The organism is Myxococcus sp. MH1, from assembly GCF_059738865.1.
On record NZ_AP026947.1, the window covers coordinates 3,947,380 to 3,971,590 of the forward strand.

The following is a 24,211-nucleotide window of genomic DNA, read 5'->3' on the forward strand; positions in this document are numbered from 1 at the left end:
GTCTGACGCATGGCTCCAAGCCGTACCGCATCGGACCGGCCGAACACAACCTCTGCGGTGCCATCTCACATGGAAATCCGTGAGATGTCCGGGAAGTTGGAGGCCCGAGGGCCTGTCAGGGGCTCAACTCCAGGGTCAATTCGGACGGCTCGGGTACGCAGTTGCAGGTGTCACACACCCACTCCACGTGGGAGGCGGGGGACACCTTGGAGCCGGCGGTGGCCGTGACTCGCACCGGGCTGGGCGCCAGCGTCTCGTTGACGGCGGTGGTGACGCCGTCGGAGCCGGTGACGCCGGAGATGCTGACGTTGGAGGCCACGTTGGTGGCGGTGACGGTGGCGCCGCGCACGCGGGCGCCGTCCGCGGAGACGACGGCCACGCGCACGGCCATCAGCGTCGTCTCGCACTCGTCATGGCCTCGCGACATGCGAGGCGCGTCGTCACAGCCGGACAGCAACATGCCGAGTCCGAGGAGCCCACCCACCCATCCACACGCCCGAATCATGCACTGGAAGGTGATGCCGATGCCCGCGCGCGGCAATGCCCGGTTCAATCAGGCCGGGGCCGGCTGCGCTCGCTCGCGAATCTCGCGGCCTGGGTATCCGGATAGCGGTGTTGCACGTACTGGTAGACCTCCTCCGCGCGCGCCGCGTCATTCATCCGCTCACCCAGCACGCGCGCCAGCATGACGAGCGCCCTGGGCGCGGTGGGCGAATCCGGTGCCACGTCCGCGGCGCGTTCCAGCGCGGTGACAGCCAGTGGGAAGTTTCCTTCCACCGCCGCGGCCTGGCCGATGAACAGGTGGTGCTCGGAGGGCACCCTCGCGGCGGGCAGTTGCTCCAGCGCGGCATACAGCTCCAGCGCCCGGGCCACGTCGCGCCCACCCACCGCCAGCGCGAGGGCGGCGAGCCGCTCGTCGGCGCCCACGGGTGCGCCGGGTGTTTCCTCTCCGGGGGACTCCGCTTCCCGCGCGGGAGTGTCCCGCTGCACGCCGGCTCCCCCCAGCGGGGCGGACCCCCGGGTGGGCTGGGCGTTCCCCAGCACGGGCGCCACGTAGTCGCTCGGCTCGCCGTAGCCCACGCGGTCTCCGCGCACGTACAGCAAGAGGCCCAGCACATGCGCCGCCAGGAAGGGCACCACCAGCGTGATGGCCTCCGCGAGGAAGCGGGAGATGAAGACCAGGCCCAGCGCGCGCACGGCCACCGCGAGCACGTGCGCGGCGCCGTGGACGACGAGCAGCCCCGCGAGCGCGGCGCAGGCCACCAGGTAGTCGGAGCCCAGGCCGCGCGCCAGCCGCAGCACCATGGCCGGGTTGAGCATGTGCGAGACGGGGTGCTCCGACGCCGCGAGCAACAGCCCCATGGGCAGCCAAAGACAGCCCACCCCCACGAGCAGCCAGAACACGGGGTCCGCCGTCAGCCCCGGCGGCATCCGCCACTGGATGAACCACGCGAACATGTCCAGCTTCGCGCTGCCACCCGGGTGTGCCCACAGCCCGTAGACGAGCGACGGCAACCCGGCCACCAGGAACACCAGCAGGCCGCGCAGGCCGGGCAGCAGCGCGTCCCGGAAGATGTCGCTGAAGTCAGGGATGTCGAGCGACGTGTCGCCGCGCGCCGTCTCGCGCACGAGCCCGAAGAAGGTCGCCCAGAACAGGCCGCCATAGAAGGCGATGAGCGGCGGCCGCATGACGAGGAAGGAGTTCTCCGCCAGCCACCCCACCATGCCCAGGAAGATGCTCAGCGCGACGAGCAGCTGCAGGCCCGCGGCGGAGAAGGGGTAGCGCCAGGCCTTGCGCAGCCGACGGGTGAAGGGCACCACGTCGCGGTGGAGGTGGAGCACCTCCGTGTCGCCTCCGCACAGGCCGCACCCCACCAGCTCCACCGTCTGGACGCGGCGCCCCACCGCGCACTCCGGGCACAGGGATGCGCCGCAGGACTGGCACTGCCAACCGGCGAGCTCCCGGGGATGTTGGCGACAGGCGATGGAGGCGGAGGACATGTCCCCCGCAGCCTATGCCGCGCCGGGGGCCTCGTCCCAGGGGGCGCCGAGCCAGGACTGGTACGCGGCCTTCTGGGCCTCGGTGGGCCTGTCCACGCGCGACAGCCACACCGCCTCCGCGGGCTTGGCGCCCAGCACCACCGGCACCTCCAGGAGCCTGTCCCGGCGGAACACCGTCACGCGCACCGTCTCGCCGGGGCGCTTGTCCTCGCACCGGGCGACGAGCGCGGCGCCGTCCGCCTTCCAGCCGTCCAGCGCCACCACGTCGTCCTCCGCGTACAGCCCCGCGTCCTGCGCCGGTGAGCCGTCCAGCACCGTGGCCACCGTGGCGCTCCCCTTGAGCGTCAGGCCCAGCCACCCCTTGGGGCGCGCCTCCGTGGCCTTGCCCTTGGGCGGCGTGCCGCCTCTGTCACTGGCGGACTCTCGCGGGCGGAAGTTCGCCTCCAGGCCCACGTGCGAGAGGACCGAGTAGTCCAGCTCCTCCGTCGTGCGCAGCGCCCGCTCGAAGAAGGTCGACAGGTCCACGCCCGCCACCTCGCTCGCGGCCGCCTCCACGCCGTCCTCGCCCACTCCGGAGCCGTCGCCGTGGCGCTCCCACAACAGCCTCATCACGTCATCCAGCCCGCGCGCGTCGCGGGTGGCGCGGCGAATCTCCAGGTCCAGCAGCGCCGACACCACCTCGCCCTTCAGGTAGTAGGAGATGGCGCTGTTGGGCGAGTTCTCGTCCGGCCGGTAGTGCTTCACCCAGCTCACCAGCGACGCCTCCGCGAGCGTCTGCGTGCGTCGGCCCGGCGTGGAGTGCAGCGCCGTGAGCGTCTCGCCCAGGCGCGTGAGGTAGCGCTGCGCGGACATCAGCCCCGCGCGGCGGACGATGAGGTTGTCGTAGTACGCGGTGGTGCCCTCGAAGGCCCACAGGAGCGCGGTGTAGTTCTCCCTCGAGTAGTCGAAGGGCACCAGCGCTCGGGGCTTCACCCGCTTCACCATCCACAGGTGGAAGTACTCGTGCGCGGCCAGCGTGAGCAGGTCCTCCCAGCCGCGCCCCGTGGACAGGCCCGTGCGCGGGAAGAGCAGGGCGGTGCTGGCCTGGTGCTCCAAGCCGCCGCGGCCCTTGTCCGTCAGGTACAGGAGGAACAGGTAGCGCGGCATGGGCAGCCCGCCGAACAGCCGCGCCTGCACCTCGCACAGCCGCTGGAAGTCCGAGCACAACCGCTCCGGGTCCGCCGGCGTGTCGCCCCAGACGACGACTTCGTGGGACACGCCCGCCACGGTGAAGGTCAGCGGCGTGTGCGGACCCACCTCGATGGGGCTGTCCACCAGCGTGTCGTAGTCGTTCGCCACGAAGGCCCCGTCGCGCTGGCCCAGGGCGCAGAACGACGTCCAGCCCGCCGGCGCCTCCACCGTGACGTGGTGCTCCAGCTCGCGCGTCGCGTCCGTGTAGAGGAACACGCAGGCGCCGTTGAGGTACGCGTGCGTGCCGTCCACGTGGCTGGTGCGCACCGTCAGCTCGTTGCAGTAGACGCGGTAGCGCAGCGTGACGGCCTGGCCCGCCGCGTCCACCCGCCACGTCTGCTTGTCCACCCGCTTCACCGGCAGGGGCGTTCCGTCCCCCGTCGACGCGGTGACGTCCTGGACGTGCCGCGCGAACTCGCGCACCAGGTAGCTGCCCGGCGTCCACACCGGCATCCGCGCGTCGAGGGTGGCTTCGCCCTCGGGGAAGGTGGCCTCCACCTCCAGCAGGTGGGTGTGGGGCCGGGGCAGGCTGACGCGGTAGCGGACGACGGTGGGGGACATGGCCGGGCCTTTCTTCCCGGGCAGGCTACTTCGCCCGGACGAGGACGGCCGCGAAGAAGCCGTCGGTGCCGTGGGTGTGGGGCGCCAGCCTGAGGAACGGGCCGGGGCCGAGCTTTGCTCCCAGCTCCGCGCCCAGCAGCTCCGCCACGGGGCGCACGCTGTACTCGGGGTGGCGGGCGAGGAAGTCCTCGACGACGGCCTCGTTCTCCTCGCGCAGCACGCTGCACGTGCCGTAGATGAGCCGGCCGCCGGGCTTCACCATCCGCGAGAAGCGCTCCAGCAGCGCCTTCTGCCGGGCGGCGTGGGTCTCCAAATCCTCCGGCGTCAGGCGGTAGCGCGCGTCCGGCTTGCGGCGGAACGTCCCGGTGCCGCTGCACGGCGCGTCCACCAGCACCCGGTCCGCCTTGCCCACCAGCGCCTCCAGCGCGGTGTCCACCTCCGGCCCCTCCGCGGGGATGAGCTGGGCGCGCACGTTGTGCACCCCCGCGCGGCGCGCGCGCTTCTTGAGGTCCTCCATCCGTCGCTCGTCGATGTCGAGCGCGTGGAGGTCACCGCGGTTCTTCATCTGCGCGGCCAGCTGGAGCGTCTTTCCGCCCGCGCCCGCGCACGCATCGACGACGCGCGTGGGCGGCGCGTCCACCAGCATGCCGAGCAGCTGGCTGCCCTCGTCCTGGATCTCCAGGAAGCCCTCGCGGAAGCTCTCCAGCGCGAAGACGTTGAGGCGCGTCTCCAGGTGCAGGCCCATGGGCGACAGGGCCGTGGGCTTCGACTCCACCTCCGCGGCGGCGAGTCGCTTCGCCAAGGCGTCCCGGTCCTCCTTGAGGAGGTTGGCGCGCACGGTGAGCGGGGCGCGCTCGTTCATCGCCTCGGCGGCGCGGGCGGCGTCCTTGCCGTACAGCGCGAGGAAGCGCTCGGCGAGGAAGTCCGGCAGCGACGCGGCGATGGGGAAGCGCTTCTTCTCCGGCAGGGCCTCCAGCGCCGCGGCGGCCTGGGGCAGGGCGGAGAGGGCCTGTGCGTCACCGGGCGCCAGCGACGAGGTGCGCGCCACGTCGGCGAGGGGCTCGCCGTGCAGCACGCGCGAGGTGGCCAGGCGCAGCACGTCCTGCCGCGTCGCGTCCAGCGAGTCGAAGCGCGGGTGGGCGCGCGACAGGAGGAAGTCCACGGTGCGCTGGCGGCGCAGCAGGGCATAGACGCGCTCGGCGACGGCGCGGCGCTCCGACGAGTAGAGGTTGGCCTTGCGGCGCAGGGTGAAGTCCAGCGCCCGGTCCGACAGCCGGCCTTCGTGGCGCACCAGCGCGTACGCCTCCAGGCAGGCCTGGAGCACCAGGTCCTCGCGCAGCGGACGCGTGGAGCGCTCGCGCTCGGCGGCCGTGAGCTTCTTCTTTCCGGACGAAGGGGAGGGGGACTTCTTCTTCGTGGACGGCCGCGCGAAGCGGCGGGACTTGGATGGGGGAGCCATGACGTGCAGGGGCCTTTGCATCCCCGGGGCGGGTTGACAAGCGGGGAAAGCAAACCCGGGTGGCCGCCGGACGCCCTTCGCGCCCGCCGACACACCCGGGGATGCCCGCGCCTGGGGGGAGGGCGGGGGGATTTCAGTCGGAGCGGCCGGGCCGGCGCCGACGCATCAGCCCGGCGAACAGCAGCCCCGCCAGGGGGAGGAGGGTGGCGGCGGGGCCCGCGGCGCAGCCTCCGGAGCCGCCGCCGGGCTCATCCTCGGTGCCGGGCGTGCCGGGCAGGGTGGGCGTGGGGCGCTCGTCGGGCGTGCCCGCGTCGGTGCCCCCGCCTCCGCCGCCGGACGCGGAGGTGACGGTCACCACGGACGTGGCGGTGCGCGTCACCGCGCCGAACGTGGCGGTGGCCGTCACGGTGTACTGGCCCGCCTTGGCGTAGGTGTGCTCCGCGGAGCGGCCCTGGGCCGAGCCGCCGTCGCCGAAGTCCCAGCTCACCGGGACGTCCGGAGTCGTGGTCGCCAGGAAGAGCGCGCGGTGGGGGGCCACGCCGCGCTCGCCCTCCACGGTGACGCTCAGCGCGTCCGCCGGGGGCGGCTCTTCCACGGGCGGCAGGTCCTTGCGCAGCGTGAGGCTGTCGAGCACCTTGCCGTCCGTCGTCAGGAGGTTCGCGGTGAGCAGCCCGTCGACCACCTCCACGTCCAGGAAGCCATACGCCTTGTTGTCGCGCATGGCGCTCCAGGCCGGCTGGCTGGTGTCGAACGCGCGCAGTGTCGCGCCGCCGCCACCCACCACCAGGTAGGGGATGCCGCCCGAGGACGCCACGTCGTCGCCCTTCATCGGCTTGCTGCGCTCGTAGTTGTGGTCATGCCCGGTGAGCACCAGGTCCACGCCGTACTTCTCGAACAGGGGGGCGAACTGGCGGCGCATGGTGAGCTGCGAGCCGTGCTCGCCGCTGGACCAGGGCGGGTGGTGGAAGAAGACGACCTTCCACGGCTGCGTGGTGCCGGCCAGGTCCGTCTCCAGCCACGCCTTCTGCCTGGCCAGCGAGCAGCGCTCCGCGGACGACAGGCCGATGGCGCAGTTGGAGTCGAGCGACACGAAGTGCACGTGCCCCCAGTCGAACGAGTAGTAGCGCTCCGTGCCCTCCGGGTTGTTGGTGGGCATGTAGAGGTTGTCCAGGTACGGCTGGCCCTGGTTCGTCACGTACTCGTGATTGCCGGGCGAGGCGAACAGCGGCACCTGCGAGAGCAGCTCCGCCATGGGCACGAAGAGGTGCTCCTGGAAGTCGGCCTCGGTGCCGTCCGGGTAGGCGTTGTCGCCCAGGGCGACGAAGAGCTCGGGCTTCGTCTGGACCATCCGGGCCGTCACGCGCCGCTGGTCCGAGCCGCCCGTGCCGAAGTCACCCATGGCGGCGAAGTGCACGCGGCGCGTGCCGGGCACGGGCGCCGTCCTGAAGCTCTTGGCCGGCGTCTTCAGGCCGCAGGCGCTGACCTCATAGGTGTACTCGGTGCCGGGCTTGAGCCCCGTGAGCACCACCGCGTGGGCCTTGCCCGAGTCGTTCGAGCGGGCGACCTCATTGGTCGCTCCCACGCCGTAGCGCACCTCGGGCGAGCAGTTGGCCGCCAGGCGGAACGCCACCAGGGCCGTGTCGGGACCGACTTTCTGCAGATAAGGGTCGCGAGCGAGGACGCCCGCAGAGGCCATGCCCGACACCAACGTCAGGGCCACGGCGAGGGGAAGTGGGGTGAAGCGGTTCTTCCGATGCATGCAGCCTCCTCCCGAACCATCTCGGGACGGAGGCCCAACCGTTCACTCCGCGACCTTCATCCAACCTTCCCGTTAAGGAGCGGGCGGCGAGGCGAGCCCTCGCACGCCCGTCACTGGGACAGCGGACAGGCGCTACTTCTTGATGTCGTAGGAGGCCAGGTCCTCGGTGCGCTCGCCCTCCTCGCGCACCTTGCCGATGCCCGGCACCAGCCAGTACGTGCGCTCCTTGCCCTCCTTCACCTCGCCCGCGTCGTTGAGCTTGTCGCGGCGGACCTTCACGGCGTTGGTGAAGGTGCCGGCGCGCGTCTGCACCGTCACGCCCACCTCCAGGACGCGCCACGTGTAGGTCGGGTCGCTGTCGTCCTTGCTGCCGTCACCCAGCACCGTGAACTCCTGCACGGCGCTGGTGTAGGCCCAGGGCACCGTCGTGGGCGCGCGCGCCAGCGACTTCACCGTCGCCGGGCTCCACGTGGTGGTGCGCACCTGGACGCCGTCGCGGTGGTCCTCCTCGCGCAGGCGCACGACGAGGCCGTTGCTCTGCTCGAGCTGCCACGAGTACTCCTCGTAGAGGATGCCCGTGGCCACGCGGTCCTGCCGGCTGTGCACCAGCACGCCCGTCGTCCCCGCCGGGGCGCCCGGCACGTCGCGCGGGCCGAGCACCTCCACCCGCTTCTGGAACCTGCCGTGCACCGGGTCCTGGATGTCGTAGACCCAGACGGAGCCCGTCGACAGCGGCCACAGCGTGGTGGCCGACGGGTCCGGGTTCGACGGGTCGGGGTTCTGCGAGTCCCCCGGCAGGCCCACGTCTCCGTCCGGGTTGGACGCACCAGGGCCGGCGCCCGGCAGGCTCCCTCCACCACCACATCCCACGAGCAACCATCCGGCCGCGAGCGCGACCACCCACCTGCGCGTCATGTCAGCTCCTCCCGTGTCCCCTTGGGGCCTACCGCCGTCCACCGCAGCCCCCGCAGGGGCATGCCCTCCGTCCGTCCCAGCGCCGCCGTCAGCGAGCCGGGCACGGGCTCCTCCACTTCCAGCTCCAGCCGCCGCCCGTCGAAGTCGAGCGCGCAGCTCTTCACCATCACGTTGCGCTCCCCGAGCGCGCTCCTCAGCGACGCCTCCGCGCCCACCAGGTCATCGGCCTGGGCGGACACCAGCAGCCGCTGCTTCGGCGCCGAGGGCGCCTCGCGGTTGAACAGGTCCAGCACGAACAGCAGCGCCGCCACGAACACGGTGCCCACGCCCGCCAGCCCCAGGCTGCCGTGGCCGCACGCCATGCCCAGGCCAATCATCAGGAACAGGATGGCCGCGTCGCGCGGATCCTTGAGGCCGGAGCGGAAGCGCACGAAGCCGCCCAGGCCCACCAGGCCGAAGGCCTTGGCCACGCTGTCACCGATGACGGCGGTGATGACCGCCGCCGCCGCGCACAGCAGCACCTGCGCTTGAATCATGTCCGCCTTCGGCAGGGCCCGGCGCATGACCAGCCGCCAGGGCCGCAGCGACAGCACCGTGCCGATGAGCGCCGCCGCGAGCATCCGCGGCAGCATCACGGTGATGGACAGGCTGTTCAGCTCCGACTTGGCGCTCTCGAGGAACGCCGGAATGGAGGCCTCCATGGTGTGTGTGTTCCCTCAGAGCTCGACCTGCTGCGTGGGTGCATCCACCGCCGGGCGGCTCGCGCGGGCCTGCGTGGCCCGGGTATCGAGCGCCGCCGCGGTGGCGATGACGGCGTAGGCGTTGCGCAGCGCGGGCAGCTTCCGGGGATGGGCCTCCAGCACGCGCTGGATGAGCACGCGCGCCTCGGGTCCCACGGGCAGGCCCTTGAGCGAGGAGAGCACGGTGGCCGGCCAGCGGCTCGCGTGCGTCACCCGCAGGCGCCACGCCCGCGGGTCGTTCATCCCGTCCACCGAGTCCAGCGCCTCCTTCGTCTTCGGCGCGGCGCGCTCGCGCAGCGCCCAGGCCTCCTCGGTGGAGAGCCCCGTCAGGGAGCGCATCACCAGCTTGGTGGCCTTGTCCGCCAGCGCCTCGCGCAGGCCGCGGGCCACCGGCGTGTCCAGTCCCTGCGTCCCGCGCAGCACCGCGAGCCTGTCGTGGGGCAGCAGCGCCTCGCGCAGCGCGTCCGCGCGGGCGTCGGAGAGTCCCCCCAGGCTGCGGGCCACCTCCGCGTACAGTCCCCGCTGCATGCCCGCCTCGCGCACCACCCAGGACTCCTCGCCGTCCACGCCGGAGAGGCCCAGCAGCACGTCGCTCAGCTTCCCGTCGCGCACGCCGCGCTCGCGCAGGCTCCACGCCTGGGGCGAGCTGTCGCCCTTGAGGCCCTGCAGCGCCTCCGCGGGCGCCTGGGCATACAGCCGCTCCCGCAGCATCGCCGCGCGGGCGCCCGTCTGGCCCAGGAGGCTCGCCGCCACCTGGGCCGGCGCCAGCGGCGCGAGCACCTCGCGCAGCGTCCACGCGGGCGCGTCATCCAGGCCCTGGAGGCCCCGCGCCGTGAGGGCGGGGAAGCGCTCCACGAAGTCCAGTCGTCGCTGATGCGCGGCGAGCCCGGGCAGGCCGCCCAGCATCCACACCGCCAGCGCCGGCTCGCGCGGCTCCACCGTGTCGAGCGCCTGGAAGAAGCGGGCCTCGACGTTCTCCACCTCGACGGGGCCCATGGGCACCGACGCGGGGGCGGGGACGATGCGCTGCACGGGCGTGTCCCGACCCTCCAGCCGCGCCACCACCGCGTCCACCAGGCGCTGCTCCAGCACGTGCAGCGGCGCGTCGTTGTTCTCGATGATGAGCCAGCGCCTGGGGTCCTCCTTGGCCAGCGCGAGGAAGGACTCGCGCACTCGCACCGCCAGGCCCGCGCCCACCATGCCCTTGCGGCTGTCGCCCGCCTCGCTCTTGTTCGTCAGCGCCTTGCCCAGCCGCTTGCGCCAGCGGGCCAGGTCCGGGTCCACGTCCACCAGGATGACCAAATCAGGCCACAGGCCCTGCGAGGCCAGCTCGCACGCGGGCCTGAGCTCCGACATGGGCAGCCCCCGGCCTCCCCCGCTCAGCGCCAGCTGCGAGTACAGGTAGCGGTCCGTGATGCACACCTCGCCCCGCGACAGCGCGGGCGCCACGACCTCCTCCAACTGCTGCGCGTCGCGCGCCAGGTTGAGGAAGAACTCCGCGCGCGGTGACATCTCCAACAGGCGAGCGTCCCGCGTCAGCTCCCGCACGCGCCGGGCCGTGGACGAGCGCAGCTCGCCTCCTTCCCGTGCGTGCGCCACCCGGTAGCCGAGCTTCTTCAACCTCCCGGCCAACAGGTTGGAGAGCGTCGTCTTGCCGCTGCCGTCAATCCCCTCGAAGTCGATGAACACGGTGCCTATCCCCTCGCGACCCCATCCACGGCGAAGGCATGTGCCCTCGCCATCCCCTCTGCGAACTTGCTGTACGTCGGCGCGCCGCCCGGATTGAGCGACGACAGCCAGTCGGGCAGCTCCTCCCCCAGGTGCTTCACCTCCACCACCACGCGGCCCTCGCGGAAGAAGGGCGGCCCCAGCCGCTCGCTCGTCAGCGCAAGCTGGGACATGGCCAGCTCCGGGGCAATCTGGTGGTAGCCGATGTCCCGGTCCACCGTCACCCGCCACGCCTGCGACGCCTGATACACGTGGCGCTGATACGTCACCGCCAGCACCGGCTGCAGGCTGCCTCCGGTGATGAGCGGCAACAGCCGCGCGCCGCCCCTGAGCACACGCCCAAGGTCCGAGCGCGGCACCCAGACGCGCCGCTTCTGTGTGAGGCCATGGCGCTCGCGCTTCACCTCCAGCACCACGCGCTCCACGCCCCCCGCGCCCACGTCCGGTGAGTACTCCTTCGTGCGGACCTTGAGGCAGTCCTCTGGCGTGCGCAGCGCGCGCGACGCCAAAGGACAGCCCGGCCGGTCGAAGTAGACGGACACGATGCGCGTGGGCTCGGGCACCTGTCCCTCCAACTCCCGCGTCAGGCGCGCGCACAGCGCGAGCGCCGTCTCCTCCTCCAGCACCAGCTTGAACTCACGCCGGAGCCTGGTCACTTCCCCCTCGGCGAACGAGAGCATGGCGTGTCTCCGTGATTAGAAGCGGGTGGCGAGCTGCAGCGAGTACTCGAGGCCCGGCGCCTCGTCCCCCGGCCGCAGCGCGCGCTCCACCTGGAACTGCCCCCGGAACCGACTCCCCAACAACAGGTTGAGACCCCCGAGCAACGAGTGGCCCCTGCCCTCCACATCCCCCCGCAGCTGCAGTCCCTCCGCGCCCACCACCGGCTGGAGGGCCCACTCCGTCGTCACCGGGAGCGTCCAGCTCGCCAGCAGCAGTTGCGCGGTGAACGGCCCCACCGGCAGCCGGCCCGTGACGACCTCCCCCGTGACGTGGAACGCGCCGAACTTCAGCTCCGCGTCGGCCGCCATCGCGTGCCTGCGCGCGCGGTCCAGCGCCTCCGCCACGTACGTGCTGACGCCCAGGGTGAGCATCTTCTTGAGCGGACGCACGGTGATGCGTCCGGCCAGGTCCTCCTTGGTGCGCACGCCCAGCTCGTCGCGCGAGCCCTGGAACGCGCCCGCGGAGACGCGCAGGTCCCACAGGCCCTTCAAGCGCACCTCGCCCATCAGCCCCAGCCGACGGCCGCCCAGCTCGTGCACGTCTCCCAGGTAGTCCTCCACGAGTCCGCGCCCCTGGATGGGCAGGCTCCACGCGCCCTCCAGCCGGCGCTGGAGGAAGGGCGACTTGAACTGGCCGCCATAGAGGCGGAAGCGCTTGTTGTCGTCGGACAGCCGCACGAAGGCGTCCTTGAGCATGTTCGAGTCGGCCAGGTCCGCGCTCACCTCGGCCTCCAGGTTGGGCAGCGACGTCGCCACGCCCACGCGCGCCGAGTTGATGCTCAGCGTGCGCGCGTACTTCTCGCGCTGGTCCGCGCTGGCCTGCGCATAGACGCGGCCGAACACGCGCACCGTCTGGATTTCGTCGTCCGGCGTGTCGTCCAGCGCGGTGGCGTCCTCGCCGATGGAGTCCTCCTGCTGCGCGCCGGGCTTCCTCTTCTTTTTCTTCTTCTGCTCCGCCGCCGTCTTGGCGGGCTCGACGGTGGGCGCCGCGCTCGTGGTCGGCGTCGGGGGCGCCGCGTCCGGTGAGTCACCGGGTTGGATGCGCGGCGGCAGCGCCTGCGCCAGCGCGCCCTCCGTCAGGCCCGGCGTGGGCTCCAGCGGCTCGGAACCCTCGGGGGGCCCCGCGTCCACGGGCTCCACGCCATCCACCACGCCGCCCGAGAGCGAGTCCACCGAGGCGGCGGAACCGGAGGCCGCTGCCTCCACGCCACCCTCGGGTGCCGGGGTCGCCAACGCCGGTCCACCCACGAGGACCGCGACGAGGAGACCCCGCCTCCCCAGCTCATCCAACCGCCACCCACCCATGTCCCCGCCTCCCCGTCGCAGCCGGCAGAGCGCTTGTGCAACAGCGGTGCCCGACTGGACAACGTCGGGTGGCGGACGGCGGTGGGCGACGCAAGCCCGTCAGAGGGCTCGAAAACGTCGTGACGCGGGCGTTACGAAGCCCTCGGTGGGAACGAAAGTTCCACTTCGTGGGCACCCATCCCTGTACGAATGTCGATCAGCCGGTGGAAGGAGTTACCGGTTGGACGCCGCATCCGGCGCCGGTGCGGTGGCGTCGGGGGGCTCGGTGGACGAGGACGCCTCCACCGGTGGGATGACGGCGGGAGGAGCGCCGACGTCGGACGTTCCGGTGGGCGGGGGTGTGCCCCGCAGGCGCTGGAGCGCGCCCCTCACGCCCATCGCGAGCACCAGGCACGAGCCGCCGATGACCAGCGCCCAGCTCAGGCCGCGGGGCAGGGGCGTGGAGGCCACGGTGATGTGGCCCGTGAGGACCTTGAGCCGCGTGTTCTGGTAGCGAACCTCCAGTTCGTAGAGGCCCGGCTCGTCGAACTCCAGCGGCGTGTGCCAGTTGACCCCGTCGTACGTCAGCGTACGCGTCAGCTGCGAGGGGGAGTCCTTCAGGTGCAGGGTCAGCGTCAGCGGCCCGGTGAACTCCGCGCCCTGGAAGGCGCCCACGTGCAGGGACAGCATCGCGGGCTCGCCCTCGCGGGGCATGGCGGGGTGAAGCGTACCCTGCAGCCGCTCCTCGGCGTCCGCCCAGCGCAGCTCCAGGACGTCACCGCGGCGCTCGGTGCGGAGTTGATCCGCACCCGGAGTGGCCGCGACCGCACCCGTCGTGAGCAGGCAGGCAATCAGCGCGCCAGTCGATCTCCACACATGCCACCTTTGCCTCGGCGACCGCTGTCCTCTAGGATGCCGAGCCCTGACGCATTCCACCTGAGCCAACTCCCCCGGCCAGAGACCCGGGATGAACCCTCAATCTTTCGGGAAATATCAGCTCCTGAAGAAGCTTGCCACCGGCGGCATGGCCGAGGTGTGGCTTGCGCGCCAGACGGGCATCGAGGGCTTCCACAAGAACCTCGTCGTCAAGCGCATCCTCCCGCACCTGGCGGAGGACCGTGAGTTCGTGGAGATGTTCCGGAACGAGGCGCTCATCGCGGCGCGCTTCAACCATCCGAACATCGCCCAGGTCTACGAGTTCGGCGAGGCGAACGGCACCTACTACATCGCCATGGAGTTCATCCACGGCGAGGACCTGGGCCGGGTGATGCGCAAGGCGGCCAGCGCGGGGCAGTGGATCGCCCGGCCCCTGGCCATCCGCATCGTCGCCGCGGCGTGCGAGGGCCTGCACTACGCGCACAGCCGCACGGACGACGCGGGCCGGCCGCTGCGCGTGGTGCACCGGGACATCTCGCCGCAGAACATCCTCATCAGCTTCGACGGCTCGGTGAAGCTGGTGGACTTCGGCATCGCCAAGGCGGCGGATCAGGCGTCGCTCACCAAGTCGGGCGCCATCAAGGGCAAGTTCGCGTACATGGCGCCGGAGCAGGCGGCCGGAAAGCCCCTGGACGGGCGCGCGGACATCTTCGCCATCGGCCTGGTGCTGTACGAGCTGCTCACCGGCGTGCGTCCCCTGAAGCGGGAGTCGGAGCTGGCCACGCTCCAGGCCGCCATGGAGTGTGCCATCCAGCCGCCGTCGCAGGTGGCGGACGTGCCGGAGGAGATGGACCCGGTGGTGATGCGGGCTGTCGCCAAGAGCTCGGATGACCGCTACCGGGACGCGCGCCAGTTCCAGACGGCGCTCGAGGAGATCCTCGTCGGCCAGCGCTGGGTGGCCGGCTCGGTGCAGATCTCCGAGCTGATGGAGACGCTGTTCGCGGACCGCCTGAACGAGGAGAAGGCCCAGGGCCAGGTGGTGCTGGCGGACGAGGAGTCCGGCAGCTCGGGCCCGTCCGCGCCGCCCCCGCCGCAGCAGGAGCGGGGCCGGGGGCGCGCGTCGTCGTCGGACATGAGCTGGGAGGCGCCTCCGGGTGAGTCGTCCTCTCCGCGCGAGCGGGGCCGCGCCGCGCCGTCCCGCTCCGCGCCGCCGCCTCCCGCGCGTCGCACGGGCGCGGTGCCGCAGCCGGTGGTGGAGGAGGACCCGGGCGAGTGGGATGCGCCGTCCGGCGTCATGGAGGCGCCGAACCGCCGCCGGGGTGGGACGTCGGACTCGATGCGCCGGCCGAGCAGCGCCAACGTGACGCAGGTGGCCCGCACCAGCTCGCGCTCGGACCTGCGCAGCGCCGCGACGAATCCGGGAGAGCCTCCCGAGCCCGCGCCGCCTCCGCCTCGCCGCTCCATGACGCGCGCCGCGCCGGTGGTGGACGTGGAGCCGCCCGCGCCGCGCCGCTCGCGCACCTCCGCGTCGCTGGACCTGGACGAGCGCACGCGGATGGAGGACGAGGACGACGACGAGCGGACCATGCTGCCGCCGCCGGAGCCCTCGCCGCCGCCGCGCCGCCGCACGGGGATGCAGTCGCAGGTGTCCGCGCCGGAGGCCCCGCCGCGTCGGCGCACCTCCAGTCGCGCGGAGATGCCCTCGCCGCCGCCGCCGTCACGCTCCCGCGTCTCGCTCGCCTCCGCGCCCGCGGTGCGGGAGGAGGACGAGGTGGACCGCGCGCTGGCGAAGGACGCGCGCCGCCACGCGGGTCAGCCGGTGGCCCGGCGCAACATCGCCATGCTGGGCTTCATCGTGGGCATGCTCGCGGTGGTGGCCATCTTCCACAAGCCCATCCTCGCGGTGCTCAGCGCCACGGCGTCGGACGGGCAGGGCGTGCGGCTCACCGTCAACACCAACGAGCGGGTGAAGGTGTCCGTGCGGCACACGGAGCGCTGCGGCAGCTCGCAGCCCGTCACCGAGCTGGGCCTGACGCCGCTGACGCTGGTGTCGGGCGCGCACCTGCAGGACACGCTCATCCTGGAGAACGAGCAGCAGGGCATCTACACCGAGGACACGGACACGCTGGCCTTCGGCGTGCCGGGCGAGGCCAAGGTGCTCACCCAGGAGTTCCGCCGCGGCTCGCTGCAGCTGCTCCTCAAGCCCGAGACGGTGCGCGGCATCACCGTGCGCCGCCGGGGGCAGGACGTGGGCCTGTACCAGGGCGGCGGCGGCAAGGGCCTGAAGATCGACCTCATGGAGGGCAAGCACAAGCTCGAGCTCATCGGCGGGCCGCTCAAGGAGCCCTTCCTGTTCGAGGTCGACATCAAGCCGAACTCGGTCCAGAAGGAGACGCAGGACCTGTCGGCCTTCATCGGGTAGCGGCTCGCTCGCGGGCGCCCCCGGACTTCAGTAGCGCGGCAGGGAAGGGTCGACCTGGAGCGAGTACAGGTCGATGCCCCCGCGCAGCGACACCGCCTCCAGTCCCCGTGACAGCAGGTACGCGGCGCCATCCAGGCTGCGCACGCCGTGGTGGCAGTAGACGACGACGGGGCGGCCTCGCAGCGCCTCCAGCTCATCGGCGCGCTCGTCCAGCTCCGGCAGCGGGATGAGCACGGAGTCGGGGAGCGCCACGTACTCGTGCTCATGCGGGAAGCGCACGTCCAGCAGGGCGGGGCGGGTCTCGACAGGGCCTTCGAGGAGCTGGGCGAGACGGGCGGGGGTGATTTCGGGGATGGGCATGGCGGGTGTCAGTGGGCGGTGGCGCAGAAGCGCTCGTAGTCGATGAGCTCCACCTTCGCGCCGGGCGAGCACACGGGGCACTGCGCGTCGCGGCGCAGCTTGAGCTCCTGGAAGCGGGTGCCCAGCGCGTCGAACGTCAGCAGCCGGCCGACGAGCGGCTCTCCCTTCCCGAGGATGAGCTTGAGGGCCTCGTTGGCCTGGAGCAGGCCGATGAGGCCCGGCAACACGCCGAGCACGCCCGCCTCCGCGCACGAGGGCGCGAGCTCCGGCGGCGGCGGGGCGGGGTAGAGGCAGCGGTAGCAGGGGCCCTGTCCCGGCACGAAGGTCGTCACCTGGCCCTCGAAGCGGAACACCGAGCCGTGGATGTTGGGCAGCCCGCGCATGAGGCACGCGTCGTTGAGCAGGTAGCGGGTGGGGAAGTTGTCGCCGCCGTCGAGGACCAGGTCGAAGCCGTCCAGCACTCGCAGCACGTTCTGTGACGTCAGGCGCTCCTGGAAGGGCACCACCTTCACGTCCGGGTTGAGGGCTTCAATCGCGGCGCGGGCGCTGACCACCTTGGGCTGGCCCCGGCGCTCCTGGGTGTGCAGCACCTGCCGCTGCAGGTTGCTCAGGTCCACCACGTCCGAGTCGACGATGCCCAGGGTCCCCACGCCCGCGGCCGCCAGGTACAGCGCCGCCGGGGAGCCCAGGCCCCCCGCCCCCATCAGCAGCACCCGGGACTTCAAGAGGCGCGCCTGACCCTCCTCGCCCACCTCCGGGAGGATGAGGTGGCGGCGGTAGCGCTCCTTCTGTTCAGCGGAGAGCACGAAGGGCTTCTCCACGGGCAGGGCCGCGTCGCTCCAGCGGTTGTAGCCGCCCGCGAGCGACGCCACGCGCGTGTAGCCCAGCTCCTTGAGCGTCCTCACCGCCAGCGCCGAGCGGGTGCCGCCCGCGCAGTAGACGATGAGCTCCTCGTCCCGGCCCGCGCGCTCCTCGATGCGCAGCTCCAGGTAGCCCCGGGGGATGTGCACCGCGCCCGGCAGCCGGCCGCCCGCGTACTCGTCCGCCTCCCTCACGTCCACGAGCTTCACCGGGGCCCGGGCGTCCAGGAGGCGCTTCACCTCGTCCACGGTGACTTCGCGAATCTCCTGTTTCACTCCGGCCAGCAGCTCTCGGAAGGTGGGCGCCATGGGGCCGGTATAACCCGAGGCCTGGGGGCGGGCCCGTGCGGGATGAAGTGTCCCGGGGCGGACGAGCGGCCGCTCCCATGGATTTTCCGGCCCCGGGCGTTATAAAGGTCGGTTTGAGAGGAGATTTTTCCGACATGGATACGACGACCACGACCCCCGCTTCCGCCACCTCGACGGCCCCCCAGTCCGCGCCCCCGACGGCGGTGCGTTTGACGGAGGCCGCCGTCCGGCAGGTGAAGGAGGTCATCAAGGCCCAGGGCTTCGAGGGCTACTTCTTCTCCATCCGCGTCGTCCCCGCCGGCTGCAGCGGCCTGGGCTACGACCTGAACCTGGTCAAGGAGACCAAGGCCGGCGACAGCGTCTGGGAGCAGGACGGCGTGAAGCTCGCCACCGACGGCATGAGCAGCCAGTACCTGGCCGGCACGGAGATCGACTACGTCTCCGCGATCACGGGCGCGGGCTTCAAGTTCAACAACCCGAACGCGAAGTCCTCCTGCGGCTGCGGCACGTCGTTCACGACCTGAGCCGCATCCGTTGCTCGACGGCCTCACGGCGAGGGCGGTGGCAGCACCGCCGCCCTCGTCGAGTCCGCCGCTTCGCCGAGCGGGCCCTCAGGCCCCGGCGATGGGCTGCATCACCTTCAACCAGGACTGGTTCTCCTTCTGACGCGCGAGCCGCTGCGCGCGGCGGGCCTCGGCCTCGCGGAAGGCCTCCTTCTCCGTGTCCGACTCCATCAGGAGCGGCGGCACGGGGACGCGCTTGCCGTCCTTGTCGATGGCCACGAAGGTGAGCAGCGCGCTGGTGGTGAGCGTGCGCTCGCCGGTGAGCGGGTTCTCCGCGTGCACCGTGACGCCCACCTCCATGGAGGTGCGGAAGGCGGCCAGCACGCGCGAGTGCAGCAGCGCCACCCAGCCCACCTTGATGGGCGCGTGGAAGTGCAGGTCATCCATGGAGGCCGTCACCACCACCTGCCGGCAGTGGCGCTGGGCGGCCACCGCGCCGCAGATGTCGATCCACTCCATCACCTTCCCGCCGAACGCGGCGTTCAGGTTGTTGGCGTCAGGAGGCAGGATGAGCTGTGTCATCACCACCTCGGTGTCCTTGGCTCGCTTGGGCGTCAAATCCGACATCACTCACACCTTCCAGACAGAGACGACGGGCCCATGACGAAGGCCCCGCCGCGTCTCATGCCAGGAAGGTGGAGATGCGGTCCAGGAACTCCTCGCGCCCGCGGCCCTTGCGGATGTCCTGGCGTGAGACATCCATCACCAGGGTCTCCACGCCGTACTTCTCCTGCAGCACCTGGGGGAAGGAGGCGTAGTAGCCGTTGAGCCCTCGCAGGAACTGCGGACGGATGCCCTTCTCCTCCTCGCGGCCCCGGGTGCGGATGCGCTCGAGCAGCACGTCCACGCTGCCCACCTCGAAGCAGATGACCTTGTCCGGGCGGATGATGTGGCGCGACAGCCGCTGGAAGTACTCGTAGTACAGGTCCAGCTCCGCGTTCGTCATGTGCCCCAGGCCGTGCAGGTACTTGGCGAAGATTTCGGGGTCCTCGTACAGCGTGCGGTCCTGCACGCAGCTGCGGCGGTACGAGTGGATGAGCTCGTGGTGCTCCACGCGGCGGATGAGGAACTCGAGCTGGAGCGTGAAGGACCAGCGCGACATGTCCGCGTAGTAGTCACGCAGGAAGCGGTTGTCGATGACGGGCTCGTCGAACAGCTCGTAGCCGAAGCTCTGGCTGAGCATCTTCGCCGCTGTCGTCTTGCCCGCGCCGATGTTGCCCGCGAGCGCCACGAAGCGCCGCCCCTTGGGGGCCTTCACCTTCGGCTTCGCCGCCGTCTTCACCGCGTTGCGCGCGCGCGGCGCGGACGTCTCGGCGGGGGTGTCGGAGGGCTTCGGGGCAGCGGCCGGGGAGGGGGACGGGCGCGAGCTGGAACGAGGCATGGAACCGGGGCTTAACCCGCCTTGGTGGTGGCGTCCATTCGCTGCCTCAGCAGGTCCGGCCGGTCGGTCATGATGCCGCCGACCCCTTCTTCGATGAGGCGGGTCATCTCCGCCGCATCGTCCACCGTCCAGACGTTGACCCACTTGCCGCGCTCGGCGCACTCGCGCAGGAATTGCGCGTCCACCAGCCGCACCTCGCCGAAGTACAGCGGCATGTCGAGCACCGTGTAGCGCGGGTCATCCGGCGGCGGCTCGCCGCTCCGCATCCCGATGACCAGCGCGGCCAGCGCTTCACGCGGATAGAAGTGACACGCATCCGGCAGCCGCGCCGCGAGCCGCTCGCCCACGGCGTCCTGCTCGCTGCCCAGGCAGACGCGGTCCACGGCGCCCTCGTCCTCGAGCAGCCGGGCGAGCAGCTCCTCCTGCCCGGGCACGTCCGGCTTGAGCTCCACGTTGAGGCGCAGGCCCGGGAAGGCTCGCAACACCTCCCTGAGTGTGGGGATGCGCACGCCCCGGCCCCGGAACGGGAACGTCTGGCCTTCATCCGGGGTAAAGCCATACCCCGCGTCCAATCGCTTCAGCTCGGAGAGCGTCAGCGCGGCCAGTTGTCCGATGCCATCCGTGCAGCGCTGCAATGTGTCGTCATGCGCCACGACGATTTCGCCGTCGCGCGTCACGTGCACATCCAATTCCAGCATGTCCGTGCGGAACCGTTCCACGGCCTGACGGAAGGCTTCCAACGTGTTCTCGGGCGCGAGCAGCGCGCCGCCGCGGTGCGAGATGTGCAGCGTGGGCCGCAGTCCTCGGAGAAAAGCGGGCGGGGCTCTCATGGGTTGTTCCCTGATTTCACGCGGGTGTCACCTGCGGGGGAGGGGGTTCCTTGCCGGCCCCCTCCGGGCGCCGGTATAAGGCCGACATCCTCGGACCGACCGGCGTCGACATCAACCCCTGGCGCCGCGACAAGAATGGAGAAACGAGAAATGCAACTGCGCAAGACGCTTGGCGCGGCGGCGCTGGTCGCCACGGCTGTACTGGCCTCCGTGGCGGGCTGCTCTGGTCGTGACGATGACGACAACGGTACGCCCGACTCCGGTCCTGGCTGCACGGGGGCATGTGGCGACGCGGGCCCCCCTGACGCGGGCCCTCCTGACGCGGGCCCGTCCTCGTGTCCGGCCCCGGTCAATGGCATGGGCCCCATCGGCGTGCTGCGCACCACCGCGGAGCGTGGCGACCGGGTCTCGCTGAACAACGTGGTGGTGACGGCGGTGAGCAACATCCAGAAGGGCAGCTCCGGTGACATCATCGCCCGCTTCTGGGTGGTGAGCCCGTGCTTCCCGAAGGAGGGCATCTACGTCGACAAGTACTACACCGACCACGAGACCACCGTCGCGGGCAAGTACGAGCCCGTGGTCGGCGACGTGCTGGACATCACGGGCCTGTACCGTGAGTTCCTCCCGGACGGGGACGACAACGTGCCCGCCGGCCGTGACGCGTACCGTCCGGTCATCAAGAACGACTTCCGCCTCAACGTGAGTGGCGCGACCGGGAAGATCGCCTTCAACAAGCGCGGCTCCGGCCAGGTGCTGGCGGACAACGAGGCGCCCGCGAACTTCGGCAACGCCGAGGGCGGCACCGCCCAGCCCAACCCCGAGTACGCCGGCTCGCGCGTCCACATCCCGGGCCCCATCACCATCACCAACGCCCGTCCCCCGGCCTTCCGTCAGTACCCGGATGATCCGACGAACGACAACTACCTGGGCTTCGAGGTGACCGGCGGCGTGCTGGTGGCGAACTACAAGACCTACCAGACCTGCGACCTGCGCGTGTCCGCGGATGACGGCGGCACGGTGACGTTCCCCAACGGCATCCGCGGCGTCTGGGAGACCTTCACCAACACCCCGTGCGTGGACGGCGGCACGACCACCACCGACGCCGGCACCCGCTTCACGTGCAACGACTACGGCGACGGCGTCATCCCCGGCACGGAGAACAAGTTCACCTACGTGCTGTACCCGATGAACTGCGACCCGGACATGGTCGGCACCGTCGCGGCGCCGTAGTTCCAGGCCCATCCCCCCGGGGATGATCCGCGCAGTCGCCGCCCCTCGCCCGTGCCGGGAGGGGCGGCTTCTTTTTGGACGGGCGCCCCAGGACGGTGTCCGCTACCGGTCGATGTGGGCCCCCGGCTCCCCCAACCCTTTGATTGTGGGTAAGCTCGGGAAAAGTCCAACCTGTCCCACCCTGTCAGACGCCTCGTTCCCTCCGTGAGCTCGCCCCAGACGGCCATCCCGTTCGGAAAGTACCTGCTGATCAAGCGGCTCGCCGTGGGTGGGATGGCGGAGCTGTTCCTGGCGCAGCGTCCGCCGGATCCGGAGCTGGTGGTCCTCAAGCGCATCCTCCCGTACCTCTCGGAGGAGCCGGAGTTCGTCCAGATGTTCCTGGACGAGGCGCGCATCGCCGCCCAACTGCACCACCCCAACATCGTGCAGGTGCACGAGCTGGGGAAGGAGGGCGACAACATCTTCATCGCCATGGAGTTCGTGGAGGGCGTGGACCTCCGCCACGTGGTGCTGGAGGAGTTCAAGTTCGGGGCGACGGTGCCGTGCGGCGTGGCGGCGCGCATCTGCTCGCTGGTGGCGTCGGGGCTGGACTACGCGCACCAGAGCCGGGGCGTGGACGGCCGCCCGCTGGAGCTCATCCACCGGGACGTCAGCCCGCAGAACGTGATGATCGGCTACGACGGGCGCGTCAAGCTGGTCGACTTCGGCATCGCCAAGGCCGGCGCGTTCATGGAGCGCAGCAAGCCGGGCGTCATCAAGGGAAAGTTCCTCTACCTGGCGCCGGAGCAGGTGTCGCAGGAGCGGTTGGATCACCGCGCGGACATCTTCGCGCTGGGGACCATGCTGTACGAAATCACCACCGGCAAGCAGCCCTTCTCCAAGCCGACGACGGAGGGAATCCTCTACGCCATCCGCTTCGAGGACCCGACGCCGCCGCACCTCTTGCGCCCGGACTATCCGCTGGAGCTGTCGCGCATCGTCATGCGGTGCCTGACGAAGGACCGCAACCAGCGCTACCCGCGCGCGTCGGTGGTGCACGCGGAGCTGGAGGCGTTCCTCGCGTCGGGCTCGCTGCAGCAGAGCCTGGACGTGGCCGACTACATCGCGCGGCTGATGGGCGAGGAGGAGGAGCGCACCATCCTCCACATCCCGGTGTCCAAGCCCGCGGGCCGCATGAACGCCACCGTGCCCATGGCGGGCAACCGGGTGCTGGATTCGTCCATGCCCCAGCGCCTGCCGCCGCTGGAGGTCACCGGGCCCACGCTGTCCTCCACCACGCCCATGGCGGAGCCGGCGCCTGCTTCCGCGCCTGGGCTCACCGCGCGCCCCACGCCGCGTCGCAACTCCGCGGACGGGCTGCCCGCCGCCAGCTACCGGGACGAGCCCGAGCCGGCCACGCAGATGGCGCGCCCGCGCGAGCTGCCGAGCGGCGCCCGGAGCGCGCCTCCCGTGGACGAGGACGTGGACTCGGAGATGTCCACCGCCGTGCGCACGGCGCCCACGGGGTACTCGGTGCTGTCGCAGCTCCGGGACGAGGAGGACGAGGACGCCGGTGACGGCGAGTCCACCATTCCCCAGCGCAGCCGGGGCCGCACGCCGCCTCCTCCCGCGCGGCGCTCCAGCACGCACTCGGAGGTGTCCTCCGCGCAGCGAGGCCCCATCACCCCGGAGCCGCTCACCGCGCCGCCCACGCCCGCCAGGCGCGCGGCGTCGGGGCCGCTGCCGGTGGAGCCGCCGCCTCGCGCCGTCGCGCCGCTGGAGCCTCCTCCCTCGCCGCGCGCGGCGGCGCTCGCGGAAGGGCCCGTCCCCCGCACGCCCACGGACGCGCGCGCGCGTCGCCTGTCCTCTCCGCCGGTGGCCGCGCCGCCGCGCCGCTCGCCCACGCCGGTTCCGCGGGAGCTGGAGGACGACTCCGGCGACATGACGATGCCCATCCGCCGCCAGTCGGTGGTGGACGCGGAGGCCTCGGTGTCGCTCACCACGCCCATGCGGCGCTTGTCGCCCCTGGACGAAGAGGCCTCGCAGTCGGTGTCGCTGACGACGCCCATGCGGCGCATGTCCTCCGTGGACGTGGAGACGTCCGAGTCGGTGTCGCTGACGACGCCCATGCGGCGCATGTCCTCGGTGGAGCTGGAGCCGTCGGTGTCCATCACCCCGGCGACGGTGAGCCACCGCGCCGCCTCCCGGCCGCTGATGCCCGCGGCGCGCGCCTCGGCCGTGGCCGTGGGGGACGACGACGACCACTTCCACACCGACTCCAGCATGTCGGGCGCGCTCACCAGCCCCACGGCCTCGCTGCGCGATGGCGAGGACGACGAGTCCACCATGGGGTACGGCGGCGGCTACGACTACTCCGACACGAGCGCGACCCCCGCGCGCACCGGCTCGCGAGGACTGGTGCTGGTCGTCGTCGGTGGGCTGCTCCTGCTGGTGCTGCTGAGCCTGGTGTGCTGGGGCCTCTACACCCGGCTCAAGGGCCCCACGCCCCTGTCCATCCCGCCGCGGGACCTCTCCCACAAGGCGCTCGAGGAGAAGCCGTCGGCCGTCACGGTGCCGGTGCGCTCCGCGAATCCGCCGCCCGTAGCCGCCGCCCCGGTGGTCACCGCGCATCCCGCCGCGGGCATCGCCCCCGCGCCCTCGACGCCCGAGGCGCCGGCCCCGACACCGGGCGTCGCCGCCGCGCCCGAGCTCCCCGCGAAGGTCGAGCCCGCACCGCCTTCGCTGGTGGAGGTCCGCTTCGAGGGGCCCCCGAAGACGGTCCTGCGCCAGGAGGGGGGCGAGCGGCTGCCCGTCAATCGGCTCGTCAGCCTGCCCCCCGGCCCACTCCGGGTCGATTTTGACTGCCCCGGCCGGAGGACCGGACGGGGGACGAAATCCTACCTCATCGAGCAGGCGAACCCGGGTCCGCTCGTCCTCCCGGTGCCCTGCAAACCGCGTCGCTAGTCGGGACGGGCATTTGCCCGTATGGGCGGGCCTCCCCCAGG

At 71.7% G+C, this 24,211-nt stretch carries 20 protein-coding genes; 4 read left to right on the forward strand and 16 right to left on the reverse strand.

The features are described from left to right. Nucleotides 1-115: 115 nt before the first annotated feature. The 11 genes from AC6JA9_RS15825 to AC6JA9_RS15875 form a co-directional block, all read right to left on the reverse strand. Nucleotides 116-553: a carboxypeptidase-like regulatory domain-containing protein gene (locus AC6JA9_RS15825; RefSeq protein ID WP_497960041.1), complete on the reverse strand. Its 438-nt coding sequence runs from the start codon at nt 551-553 to the stop codon at nt 116-118. Then, nucleotides 550-2,001 (reverse strand): hypothetical protein, encoded by a 1,452-nt coding sequence (locus AC6JA9_RS15830; RefSeq protein WP_497960043.1) that lies wholly within the window; start codon nt 1,999-2,001, stop codon nt 550-552. The genes AC6JA9_RS15825 and AC6JA9_RS15830 overlap by 4 nt, the downstream gene beginning before the upstream one ends. A gap of 12 nt (nt 2,002-2,013) precedes the next feature. Continuing rightward, nucleotides 2,014-3,792: a M61 family metallopeptidase gene (locus AC6JA9_RS15835; RefSeq protein WP_497960044.1), complete on the reverse strand. Its 1,779-nt coding sequence runs from the start codon at nt 3,790-3,792 to the stop codon at nt 2,014-2,016. A 25-nt stretch (nt 3,793-3,817) separates the two neighbouring features. Beyond that, nucleotides 3,818-5,251: an RsmB/NOP family class I SAM-dependent RNA methyltransferase gene (locus AC6JA9_RS15840; protein WP_223746703.1), complete on the reverse strand. Its 1,434-nt coding sequence runs from the start codon at nt 5,249-5,251 to the stop codon at nt 3,818-3,820. 133 nt (nt 5,252-5,384) lie between these two features. Continuing rightward, a complete protein-coding gene (locus AC6JA9_RS15845) occupies nt 5,385-7,010 on the reverse strand; it encodes a metallophosphoesterase (RefSeq protein ID WP_426746895.1) in 1,626 nt (541 codons plus the stop codon). A 132-nt stretch (nt 7,011-7,142) separates the two neighbouring features. Then, nucleotides 7,143-7,925 carry a hypothetical protein gene (locus AC6JA9_RS15850; RefSeq protein WP_497960046.1) on the reverse strand — a complete coding sequence of 261 codons (783 nt, stop codon included), beginning with the start codon at nt 7,923-7,925 and terminating at the stop codon, nt 7,143-7,145. Then, complete coding sequence (locus AC6JA9_RS15855; protein ID WP_223746706.1) at nt 7,922-8,626, reverse strand: DUF4956 domain-containing protein; 705 nt, start codon at nt 8,624-8,626, stop codon at nt 7,922-7,924. The genes AC6JA9_RS15850 and AC6JA9_RS15855 overlap by 4 nt, the downstream gene beginning before the upstream one ends. A gap of 15 nt (nt 8,627-8,641) precedes the next feature. Continuing rightward, nucleotides 8,642-10,354, reverse strand: a complete 1,713-nt coding sequence (gene tmk / locus AC6JA9_RS15860) for a dTMP kinase (RefSeq protein WP_223783052.1) — start codon at nt 10,352-10,354, stop codon at nt 8,642-8,644. A gap of 5 nt (nt 10,355-10,359) precedes the next feature. Continuing rightward, on the reverse strand, nt 10,360-11,073 hold the full coding sequence (locus AC6JA9_RS15865) for a VTC domain-containing protein (RefSeq protein ID WP_223746708.1): 714 nt from the start codon (nt 11,071-11,073) through the stop codon (nt 10,360-10,362). A gap of 15 nt (nt 11,074-11,088) precedes the next feature. Next, nucleotides 11,089-12,345, reverse strand: coding sequence for a putative porin (locus AC6JA9_RS15870; protein ID WP_370640329.1), 1,257 nt, complete (start codon nt 12,343-12,345; stop codon nt 11,089-11,091). A gap of 285 nt (nt 12,346-12,630) precedes the next feature. Continuing rightward, nucleotides 12,631-13,272 carry a hypothetical protein gene (locus AC6JA9_RS15875; protein ID WP_497960048.1) on the reverse strand — a complete coding sequence of 214 codons (642 nt, stop codon included), beginning with the start codon at nt 13,270-13,272 and terminating at the stop codon, nt 12,631-12,633. Between the two features lie 91 nt (nt 13,273-13,363). Here AC6JA9_RS15875 and AC6JA9_RS15880 point away from each other — a divergent pair, with 91 nt between their 5' ends. Continuing rightward, nucleotides 13,364-15,694, forward strand: a complete 2,331-nt coding sequence (locus tag AC6JA9_RS15880; protein ID WP_497960049.1) for a serine/threonine-protein kinase — start codon at nt 13,364-13,366, stop codon at nt 15,692-15,694. Between the two features lie 27 nt (nt 15,695-15,721). On the opposite strand, the gene AC6JA9_RS15885 is transcribed toward AC6JA9_RS15880, so the two are convergent. Together AC6JA9_RS15885 and moeB are read right to left on the reverse strand one after the other, a co-directional pair. Then, complete coding sequence (locus AC6JA9_RS15885; RefSeq protein ID WP_223746712.1) at nt 15,722-16,054, reverse strand: rhodanese-like domain-containing protein; 333 nt, start codon at nt 16,052-16,054, stop codon at nt 15,722-15,724. Between the two features lie 8 nt (nt 16,055-16,062). Beyond that, nucleotides 16,063-17,223, reverse strand: a complete 1,161-nt coding sequence (gene moeB / locus AC6JA9_RS15890; protein WP_426746892.1) for a molybdopterin-synthase adenylyltransferase MoeB — start codon at nt 17,221-17,223, stop codon at nt 16,063-16,065. Nucleotides 17,224-17,357: 134 nt separating this feature from the next. Here moeB and AC6JA9_RS15895 point away from each other — a divergent pair, with 134 nt between their 5' ends. Then, nucleotides 17,358-17,747: a HesB/IscA family protein gene (locus AC6JA9_RS15895; protein WP_223746714.1), complete on the forward strand. Its 390-nt coding sequence runs from the start codon at nt 17,358-17,360 to the stop codon at nt 17,745-17,747. Nucleotides 17,748-17,834: 87 nt separating this feature from the next. Here AC6JA9_RS15895 and AC6JA9_RS15900 read toward each other — a convergent pair whose 3' ends face one another. Genes AC6JA9_RS15900 through AC6JA9_RS15910 form a run of 3 tightly spaced genes read right to left on the reverse strand, consistent with a single transcriptional unit; the run spans nt 17,835 to nt 19,997 of the window. Further along, on the reverse strand, nt 17,835-18,353 hold the full coding sequence (locus AC6JA9_RS15900) for an acyl-CoA thioesterase (RefSeq protein WP_046712842.1): 519 nt from the start codon (nt 18,351-18,353) through the stop codon (nt 17,835-17,837). A 55-nt stretch (nt 18,354-18,408) separates the two neighbouring features. Beyond that, a complete protein-coding gene (locus AC6JA9_RS15905) occupies nt 18,409-19,167 on the reverse strand; it encodes a deoxynucleoside kinase (RefSeq protein WP_497960052.1) in 759 nt (252 codons plus the stop codon). Between the two features lie 11 nt (nt 19,168-19,178). After that, a complete protein-coding gene (locus tag AC6JA9_RS15910) occupies nt 19,179-19,997 on the reverse strand; it encodes a glycerophosphodiester phosphodiesterase family protein (RefSeq protein ID WP_497960053.1) in 819 nt (272 codons plus the stop codon). A 150-nt stretch (nt 19,998-20,147) separates the two neighbouring features. On the opposite strand from AC6JA9_RS15910, the gene AC6JA9_RS15915 reads away from it, so the two are divergent. Both AC6JA9_RS15915 and AC6JA9_RS15920 read left to right on the forward strand, forming a co-directional pair. Then, entirely contained in the window at nt 20,148-21,227 is a 1,080-nt protein-coding gene (locus AC6JA9_RS15915; RefSeq protein ID WP_141332796.1) for a hypothetical protein, read from the forward strand. 204 nt (nt 21,228-21,431) lie between these two features. Further along, nucleotides 21,432-24,170 carry a protein kinase domain-containing protein gene (locus AC6JA9_RS15920; protein WP_473566942.1) on the forward strand — a complete coding sequence of 913 codons (2,739 nt, stop codon included), beginning with the start codon at nt 21,432-21,434 and terminating at the stop codon, nt 24,168-24,170. Nucleotides 24,171-24,211: the final 41 nt, after the last annotated feature.